The following is a 9298-nucleotide window of genomic DNA, read 5'->3' as shown; positions in this document are numbered from 1 at the left end:
GTCCCCCTCAACCGGACCCACCCCGCCATCCCACGGATAGCCAGCTTTTGAAGTTGACGTTGCCGTTGATTGAAGCAGGTGCAGGGCTGCAAGCCCTGCAAAAAACCTACCTACCCAGCACCCGCGCAATCGCTTCAACCAGCAGCTCACCGGTCACCGGCTTGCGCAGGAACCCGCCGATGCCCGCGGCCTCCACCTGCTCCTGCAGGTCCGCGTCGGTACGCGCGGTCACCGCCAGCAGCGGCAACATGTAGCCCTGGTTGCGCAGGTGCTGGGCCAGCTCGAAACCACTCAGGCCCGGCAGGTCCAGGTCCAGCAGACCGACATCGAAATCGCCCGCGCTGATCTCGCGCAGCGCCGCCAGCGCATGGCCGGCATGCACCACCTCATGGCCGCGCGCGGTCAACAGGCCGATCACCACATCGGCCACGGTGGCATCGTCTTCCACCAGCAGGATGCGCAGCGCCGGCATGTTCGCCACGGCGTCCTCGCCCCGCATCGCCTCACCGTCTTCGTTCGCGCCATCTTGGTGCAGCGGCAACGGCAGGCTCACTTCGAAGCGGGTGCCACTGCCAAGCTGGCTCTCCACCCGGATCCGGCCCTGCATGGCCTGCGCCAGCTCGCGGCAGATCGCCAGGCCCAGGCCACTGCCACCGTACTGCGCCGCCGTGCGTGCGCCGTCGGCCTGCTCGAAACGGCGGAACAGGCGCTGCTGCTGTTCCTGGCTGATGCCCGGGCCGGTGTCGTGTACTTCGAAATGCAGGCCACGCGGGCCGTCCTCGCAGCGAACAAGCAGGGTGATGGTGCCGCGGCTGGTGAACTTCACGGCGTTGGACAGCAGGTTCAGCAGGATCTGCCGCACCCGCATCGCATCGCCGGTCGCCTGCAGGCCCGCCGGCAGCCGGTTGTCCAGCACGAAGCGCAGGCCCTTCTGCGCGGCCAGCGGCCCCATCAGGGCGGCGAGGTCCTGCAGCAGGCCGTTCAGCGCGAACGGTCGCGACTGCAGCTCCAGGCGCCCCGATTCGATCCGGGCCAGGTCCAGTGCATCGTTCACCAGGTGCAGCAGATGTTCGCCGGCATGGCGGATCGACTGCGTGTAACCGCGCTGCTGCGGGTCCAGCGGCGAGGCCAGCAGCAGTTCGCTCATGCCCAGCACGCCGGTCATCGGCGTGCGGATCTCATGGCCCAGGTTGGCCAGGAACCGCGTCTTCGCCGCCGACGCCTGTTCGGCCAGTTCCTGCTTGTGCAGGGCCAGCTGGTAGGCGTGTCTGCGCTGCAGGCGGCGGCGGTACAGCCAGGCGAACCAGCTGGTCAGCAGCAGTGCGATGGACGTCAGCACCAGCAACCCGGACAGGCTGCGCCACCACGGTGGAAGTACATGGAACTCCAGTGCTTCCACCCGCGACCAGACGTGGTCGGCCGAGCGCGCCTGCACTTCCAGCCGGTACGCACCCGGCGGCAGGCGCGAGAACAGGCGCTCGCCGCCAGGCCCCACTTCCACCCAGTCCGGGTCGTAACCGGTCAGCCGGTAGCGGTAGCTGTTGGACGCCGAATCGGCGAAGGACAGCAGGCGCGCGACGATGCGCAGGTCGCGATCACCGTCGGCGATCTGCAGCGGCGTGTCGTGGGTCAGGTCAAGCACCTGTTCGTTGCGGCGCACCTCCACCCGCTCGATCACCAGCGGCGCGCGCCGGGTTGAAGGTCGCACCAGGTCGGGATCGAAGGCCACCACGCCGGCCGGCGTACCAGCCACCAGCCGTCCGCTCGCCGTGGCGATCAGCGTGTGGTCGCGAAATTCCTGGCTGGGCAGGCCGTCATGCACGCCATACAGGCGCACGCTCCGGCCATCGGCACCCACCCGCACCAGGCCGCGCGCACCGCTGGCCCAGGCCACGCCCTGCGCGTCGACCACCAGACCGGTCGCGGCGATGGCCGGGTAGCCCTGCTCACTGCCGATCACCGCCTGCCGCTCCAGGCGCCCATTGCGCCAGAGGTAGCGCGACAGGCGCCCGTCCTCGGACAGCCAGACCTTGCCATCGGCGCCCACATCGATCGCATACACCGGCGTGGCCGGCGCCCCGGGCACGGGCTGGAAGCGCTGTGCTTCCGGCTGCCACTGCAGCAGGCCGCGGCTGCTGGCCAGCCAGATCCGGTCCTGCGGACCGCATTCGACATCCATGTTGAGCTGGCCGGCCTGCAGGCCGTCGCGGCCGTTTTCCAGCTGCCGGCGCAGGTGGCCGTCGAGATCGCGCTGCTGCAGGCCCGACGGCAGCATCAGCCACAGGCTGTCGCCATCGCAGGTCATCATCGCGTCGATGTTGCCTTCCATCGTGGCATCGGCGCCGCTGTCGTTGTCCCAGCGCCGCAGCGCGCGGGTGCGCGGGTCGTAACGCAGCAGCGCATCGGTCGAACCGACCCAGACCTGGCCGTGCCGATCCTCGCGTACCGAGGTCAGCCAGTGCATGCCATTGAGGAAGGTGCGGTGCTGCTCGATGTCACCGCTCCGCGGGTCGAACCGGTCCAGCGCACCGTGGCTGCCGACCGTCCACACGCCGCCGTTGGCGGACGGGCTGGTGCCCAGCACGTAGGCGTTGCGCAGCGACGACGGATCGTCCTCCAGCCGCGAGAACACCGAGAACTGCCACCAGCGCGGCAGCAGGTGCCACAGGCCGGCATTGGTGCTGGCCAGCCAGATGCCGCCTTCGCGGTCTTCATAGGCGCCGGCCCAGTTCGGCCGCACCTGGCCACGCGCCACGGCGCTGTACAGCGGCACGGTCTGGTACTGGCCATTCACCGCGCGGCCCAGGCCACTGCGGGTATCCAGCCAGTGTCCGCCCTGCTCATCGCGCAACATCATGCCCAGCACTTCGTCACCGGCGGGCAGCTGCCACTGCGGTGCTTCGAAATGGCCGTCAGGCCGGCGCACGGTGGCGCCGGCCACGGTGCTGATCCACAGGCTGCCGTCCGGCTCGGCGGTCAGGCCATTGACCAGCTGACTGGGCAGCGCGTCGGCGTCGATGCGCTCGAAATCGGTGCCGGTCCAGCGCGCGACGCCGTGCTTGGTCCCCACCCACAGGGTGCCATCGGGCAGGGTCGCCAGGAACGGAATCGAGGCGGCCGGCACGCTGCGCGGGTTGTCCAGTTCGGGCAGGAAGCGCTGCAGGCGGTCCTTGTCATCCAGCCGGTACAGGCCACCGCCGTAGGTACCGAACCAAATGGAGCCGTCCGGTGTGGAGGCCACGCTCCACACCGTGTTGCTGGCCATCAGCGGCTGGCTGCTGCGGTCGTAGAAGCGCAGCTGCCGGCGGTCGGCCGACATGCGCACCAGGCCGGCATTCTCGGTGCCGATCCACAGCTCGTTCTGGGCATCGACCAGCACGGTCCAGATGCGGTTGTCGCGCAGCCCGTCCTCGGAACGCCAGACACGGTAATTGCGCCCGTCGTAGCGGGCGAGGCCGTCATTGGTGGCGATCCACAGGTAGCCGTAGCGGTCTTCGGCCATGCGGTTGACGGTGTTGGACGGCAGGCCGTCGAACACGGTCACCTGCCGCGGGGTCGGCGGCACCGGCTGCGCGGCCACGGGCGCCAGGACGCACAGGAGGATCAGCAGCAGCGTCGCCGCCCGCAGATACGCCACCGATTGCCTCCTCACACTGCCTGTTGATGGACCCCGCGTTGTGCGGCGTCGGCATGGTAAACCGAAAGTCAGGGCATTCACGCCAACCAGTGCCTCGATCAGACATCCACCCGGCGTTTTGCCCGGGCCTGCTGGATCGCCGACACCAGCAGGTCGCCGGTCACCGGCTTGCGCAGGAACCCGTCGAAACCGGCGGCGAGCACCTGGGTTTCCGCATACGCATCGGAACGCGCGGTCACCGCCACCAGTGGCAGCTCGTAGCCCATCGCACGCAGCTGGCGGGCGATGGCGGTGCCATCCAGCGCCGGCAGGTCCAGGTCGAGCAGGCCGACATCGAAGCCGTCGGTGGCGATCTCCGAAAGCGCGCCCAGCCCGTGCAGCACATGCACGACCTGGTGCCCGCGTGCGCGCAGCAGGCCGGCGATGACCTCGGCCACGGTCACATCGTCTTCCACCAGCAGGATGCGCAGGGCCGGCAGCTCCGGCACCGTGCTCACCTCGCTCTGCGCCGACGCCGCCTGCCGGGTCCATGGCAGCGGAACCCACACGCGGAAACGCGCGCCCCGGCCCAGCTGGCTGTCCACGTCGATGCGCCCGCCCATCGCCACCGCCAGTTCCTGGCAGATCGCCAGCCCCAGCCCACTGCCGCCGTAGCGCGAGGCGGTGCGCGGCCCGTCGGCCTGTTCGAAGCGGTGGAACAGCCGGCGCTGCTGCTCGGCGTTGATGCCCGGCCCACTGTCGCTGACCTCGAAGGTCACGCCATTGCCATCCTCGTCGAGGATCGCGCCCAGCCCCACGTAGCCATGATCGGTGAACTTGACCGCGTTGCCGAGCAGGTTCAGCAGGATCTGCCGCACCCGCATTTCATCGCCGCTGACGCAGACCGGACCGGGCAGCGCGTCCTCGCGCCGGAACGCGAGCTGCCGCTGCTGCGCCATCGGCTGCATCAGCGCCTGCACCTGGTCGAGCAGGCCGTTCAGATCGAACGGACGGATATCCAGTTCCAGGCGACCTGCTTCGATGCGGGCCAGGTCCAGTGCGTCGTTCACCAGCCGCAGCAGATGGCTGCCGGCCTGCTGGATCGAACCGGCATAGCTGCGCTGCACCGGGTCCAGCTCGGTGGCCAGCAGCAGCTCGCTCATGCCCAGCACGCCGGTCATCGGCGTGCGCACCTCGTGCCCCAGCGTGGCCAGGAAGCGGCTCTTGGCCTGCGAGGCCTGTTCGGCCAGCTGCTGCTTGTGCACGGTCAACTGCCACTGCTGGCGCCGCCGCAGGCGCCGGCGGATCGACCACACCATCACCAGCAACAACAGCGAGCCCAGCATCAGGTAGCCGAAGATGGCCATACCGCTGCGCCACCACGGCGGCAGCACCTTCACCTGCAGCCGCTGCGAAGCCGTCCACGGCCCGCTGGCGGTGGCGGCCTGCACTTCGATCGAATACAGCCCCGGCGGCAGCCGCGACAGCGTGCGCTGGCCATCACCGCCCTGCTCCACCCAGTTCTGGTCGTAGCCTTCAACGCGGAACCGGTAGCGGTTGCCCTGCGGGTTGGCGTAGGACAGCAGGCGCGCGTCGATCTGCAGGTCGCGATCATCCGGGCCCAGCAGCAGCGTGCCGGTGGCCGGCAGCGGCTGCCAGCCCCGCGCATCGTCGCGGCGCACGCGCACCTGCGCGATCACCAGCTGCGAGGGCGGCAGCTCCACGTCGGACGCATCGGGATCGAAACCGACCAGGCCGGTCTGGGTGACCGCGAGCACCCGGCCGTCGGCGCCGATCGCCGGCGGCCGCCCGGTGAACTCGGCATCGGGCAGGCCATCGCGTTCGTTGAACTGCTGCACGCGCCGCGTCTGTGGATCCCAGCGCAGCAGCCCGCGCGGCGTGGTCGCCCACACACGTCCATCGCGGCCCAGCGCCAGCCCGCCCATGCTGACCGGCGGCATGCCGTAGGTGGCATCGACGCGCTGGATCAGGCGCAGGCCGAGGCCGTCCCACTGGTAGCGTTCGAACGCTCCCTGCCGCGCCAGCCACACCTGCTGCGGGTCGATCCAGACCAGATCGAAGATCTGCCCCTGCGACACCCCGGGCACGGCGACGAAACGGTCCGCCTGTTCGCGCCAGATGCCCATCGCACCGACCAGCCAGGTCTGGCCGCGCGCATCGAAGCGTATCTGCTCCACCGGCACATCGCCTTCGCCGCCCAGCGCGGCCAGCTCGAAGGTACGCAGCACCCGGCCATCACTGGCGCGATGCTGCAGGCCGAGGTTCATCACCGAGATCCAGACCGTGCCATCCGGCGCCTCGCGCATCAGGTCGATGCGCTGGCGCAGGTCGGCACCACCGGCAATGGGCCAGTCGCGCAGCGTGCGCCGCGCCGGGTCGTAGACGCTCAGGCGCCCCGCGCGGCCCAACCACAAGCTGCCATCCGGGCGCGGCAGCACCGACCACACCGCACCGCTGCCCAGTTCGCGATCGCTGGCCAGCAGGCTCAGCGTGCCCTGCGCATTGACCTGGTAGACGCCGTGGGCCGAGCCGACGAAGTAGTTGCGGCCGTCGCTGGCCGCGCTCAGCAGGTACTGGCTGTCCAGCGGACGACCATCCAGCTGGTACCAGGTGGAAAAGCGCCGCCAGTCCGGCGGCAGGTAGGCCAGGCCCTGGGTCAGCAGCGCCACCCACATGCCACCTTCATGGTCCTGCAGCAGGTCCAGCACGCCGCTGTGGCTGGTCAGGAAACCGCTGCCGCGGTCGCCTTCCAGGCGCCGCAGCTGGGCCGCATCACCGCGCAGCAGGCCATCGGAGGTGCCGGCCCAGTAACCGCCCTGGCGGTCGGCCAGCACGATGGCCGAACGCAGCTGGGCACTGTCGGCCCAGCGCGGCCGGCTGACCCGGTCCTGCGCATCGATCCGGTACAGGCCATCGTTCTGTGTGCCGATCCAGATCGCGCCCTCGGCGTCACGGCTCAGCCGCAGCACGCTCACCGCGCCCAGTTCGCGGGCGGCCACCGCTTCGAAGGCGGTGCCGTTCCAGCGTGCCACGCCCGCCTCGGTGCCCAGCCACAGGCGGCCCTGCGCGTCGACCAGGCTGCTGTAGATGGTGTCGCTGGGCAGCCCGTCCGCCGATTGCCGGAAGAAACGCAGGCTGCCGTCCTCGCCCATGCGGCAGACGCCATGGGTGCTGCTGCCGACCCACAGCGCATCCTGGGCATAGGCCAGGGTCCAGGCCTGGCCCTGGCATTCGTTGTTGAGTGCGTCGAAGGATTTGAAGCGCTCACGGTCGGCATCCAGCCGGGCCACGCCCTTGCCGTTGATGCCGACCCAGACGCGGTCGAGCGGATCGACCATCAGCGTTTCGATCTCGTTGCCGGGCAGCGAGCCGGGCTGTTCCGGATCGTGCTGCCAGACCCGCAGGGTGCCGCCGTCATAGCGTGCCAGGCCGCCATCGGTGGCCGCCCAGATGTGCCCGGTGCGGTCTTCGGCCAGGGCCAGCACCATGCGCGAGGGCAAGCCTTCGGCCGCACCGAAACGGCGCAGGCGCGGTGTTTCACCTGCCATGTCCAAGGTTGCCGCGGAGGTGGCCAACGCCACCAGCAACAGACCTGCCCCTGCGATGCACCGCCAGTACCGGCGCCAGCCGCTCTTCATCCTGAACCCCCTGTCCTGCGCCGATTGTCACACAGGGCCGGGGTCATCGCTGCAACAGGCTGTTTCCAGCCACATTGCCACCACGAACTGTTGCAGCCGTGCACACAGCGCAGCACAGGGCCTGTGCGTATGATCGAGGCACCTTTCCGCCGAGCCCTGCCGATGCGTTCCTGCCTGGCCCTGCTGCCCCTGCTGCTCGCCGCCGCCCCGGCCTGGGCCGGCAACGATGCATGGCGCATCGATCCGGTGCATACCCGCGTGCTGTTCTCGATCGACCACGCCGGTTACTCGCAGGCGATGGGCACGATTTCCGGCAGTGCGGGACAGCTGCGGTTCGATCCCGACAACTGGCGGGAAGCGACCCTGGACGTCGAGATTCCCGTGTCGCGATTGGACCTGGGCGATGACAAATGGAACCAGGCCACCCTCGCCCGCAGCCTGCTCGATGGCGAACGCTTCCCCACTGCACGCTTCGTCTCCACCCACGTGGAGCCGGTCGATGAGAAGCATGCCCAGGTCGCCGGCACCCTGACCCTGCGCGGCGTCAGCCTGCCGGTGGTGCTCGATGTCACCCTCAACGCGGTCAAGCGCTATCCGCTGCCGCCGTTCCGCCGCACCGTCGGCTTCTCGGCCACCACCACGCTCAGCCGCCGTGCCTTCGGCATCACGGCCTGGCCGGGCGTGATCGGTGATGCCGTACAGGTGAGGATCGAGGCCGAAGCGGCGTTCGACCGCAGCGATGCCCCGGGAACTCCCGCCCCTGATTCCCACTCCGACAGCACGACGGCCCCCAAGGATTCCCGATGACCGCCAAGAACACGCCCGCCGCCTGGGGCAGTGTCAGCCAGACCCTGCACTGGTTGATCGCCCTGCTCATCCTTGCCCTGGGCATCGTCGGCCTGACCATGGGTGAACTGCCGAAGACCCCGAAATACTTCTGGGTCTACACCGCACACAAGTCGATCGGCATCACCGTGCTGGCGCTGGTGCTGTTCCGCCTCGGCTGGCGCCTGTATGCCGGCGCGCCGAAGCCGGTGCCGGGCGTGCCCAGCTGGCAGGAACGCATCGCCAGCGCCACCCACGTGCTGCTCTACGTACTGATGTTCGCCATCCCGCTGTCCGGCTGGCTGTACGACTCGGCCAGCGGCCTGCGTCCGTTCCGCTGGTTCGGCCTGGTCGATGTGCCCAAGCTGAGCGGCCCCGACCCGCAGACCGTCGCGGTGTCCCATGCCATCCACGAGTACGGTTTCTGGCTGTTGATCGCGGTGGTGCTGGCCCATGCCGGCGCCGCCTTCTACCACCACCTGTTCCAGCGTGATGCCACCCTCTCGCGGATGTTGCCGCGCGGCTGGCTCGCCTCCCCCCAGAAGGACTGACCGATGACCCTGAAACTGACCACCCCGGCCGCCGTGGCCGCCGCCCTGGCCGGCATGCTGGCCACCGCCCCGGTGCTGGCCGCCGATTACGCGCAGGCCCCCGGCGCCGGCTCGATCCTGGTGTTCGCCACCAAGTACGACGGCGAAGTGTTCACCGGCAGCTTCCCGGGCTTTGCCACCAAGCTCAGCTTCGACCCGGCCAACCCGGCCGCCGGTTCGCTGGACGTGGTGATTCCGCTGGCCGGCGCCAAGAGCGGCAACAGCGACCGTGACTCGACCCTGCAGGGCGCGGACTTCTTCAACGTCGGCAAGTTCGCCACCGCGCACTACACCGCCAAGGGCTTCCGCGCCGTGGGCAACGACCAGTACGCCGCCGACGGCACCCTGGAACTGCGCGGCGTCAGCAAGCCGGTCACCCTCACCTTCACCTGGAAGCCGGGCACCCAGCCGGTGCTGACCGGCAAGGCGACGGTCAAGCGTCTGGACTTCGGCGTGGGCGGCGGCGATTGGGCCGACACCAAGACCATCCCGGACGAGACCTCGATCAGCACGATCGTGAAGTTCGACGCGAAATAAGACGGGTCTGCCGCCGGGCATGGCCCGGCGCTACCTTGGAACGTTGATGCAGGGTAGCGCCGGGCCATGCC

General features: G+C 69.5%; 5 protein-coding genes. 3 read left to right on the top strand and 2 right to left on the bottom strand.

From position 1 onward, the window contains the following. Nucleotides 1-106 precede the first annotated feature (106 nt). On the bottom strand, nucleotides 107-3637 hold the full coding sequence (locus IAE56_RS19425) for a hybrid sensor histidine kinase/response regulator (protein ID WP_200753662.1): 3531 nt from the start codon (nucleotides 3635-3637) through the stop codon (nucleotides 107-109). A gap of 98 nt (nucleotides 3638-3735) precedes the next feature. After that, the gene (locus IAE56_RS19420) at nucleotides 3736-7275 is read right to left on the bottom strand and encodes an ATP-binding protein (RefSeq protein WP_200753661.1); all 3540 of its coding nucleotides are present in this window, start codon (nucleotides 7273-7275) and stop codon (nucleotides 3736-3738) included. A 162-nt stretch (nucleotides 7276-7437) separates the two neighbouring features. Here IAE56_RS19420 and IAE56_RS19415 point away from each other — a divergent pair, with 162 nt between their 5' ends. Genes IAE56_RS19415 through IAE56_RS19405 form a run of 3 tightly spaced genes read left to right on the top strand, consistent with a single transcriptional unit; the run spans nucleotide 7438 to nucleotide 9227 of the window. Next, the gene (locus tag IAE56_RS19415) at nucleotides 7438-8082 is read left to right on the top strand and encodes a YceI family protein (RefSeq protein ID WP_108770737.1); all 645 of its coding nucleotides are present in this window, start codon (nucleotides 7438-7440) and stop codon (nucleotides 8080-8082) included. Beyond that, the gene (locus IAE56_RS19410; protein WP_079222815.1) at nucleotides 8079-8651 is read left to right on the top strand and encodes a cytochrome b; all 573 of its coding nucleotides are present in this window, start codon (nucleotides 8079-8081) and stop codon (nucleotides 8649-8651) included. Before IAE56_RS19415 ends, IAE56_RS19410 begins: the two co-directional genes overlap by 4 nt. Before the next feature lie 3 nt (nucleotides 8652-8654). Further along, nucleotides 8655-9227, top strand: coding sequence for a YceI family protein (locus IAE56_RS19405; RefSeq protein WP_079222816.1), 573 nt, complete (start codon nucleotides 8655-8657; stop codon nucleotides 9225-9227). Nucleotides 9228-9298 lie beyond the last annotated feature (71 nt).

Source organism: Stenotrophomonas sp. S41, assembly GCF_016624625.1.
Lineage (GTDB): Bacteria > Pseudomonadota > Gammaproteobacteria > Xanthomonadales > Xanthomonadaceae > Stenotrophomonas.
Note: the sequence above shows the minus strand (reverse complement) of the source record. Positions and strands in the feature narration are given on the sequence as shown.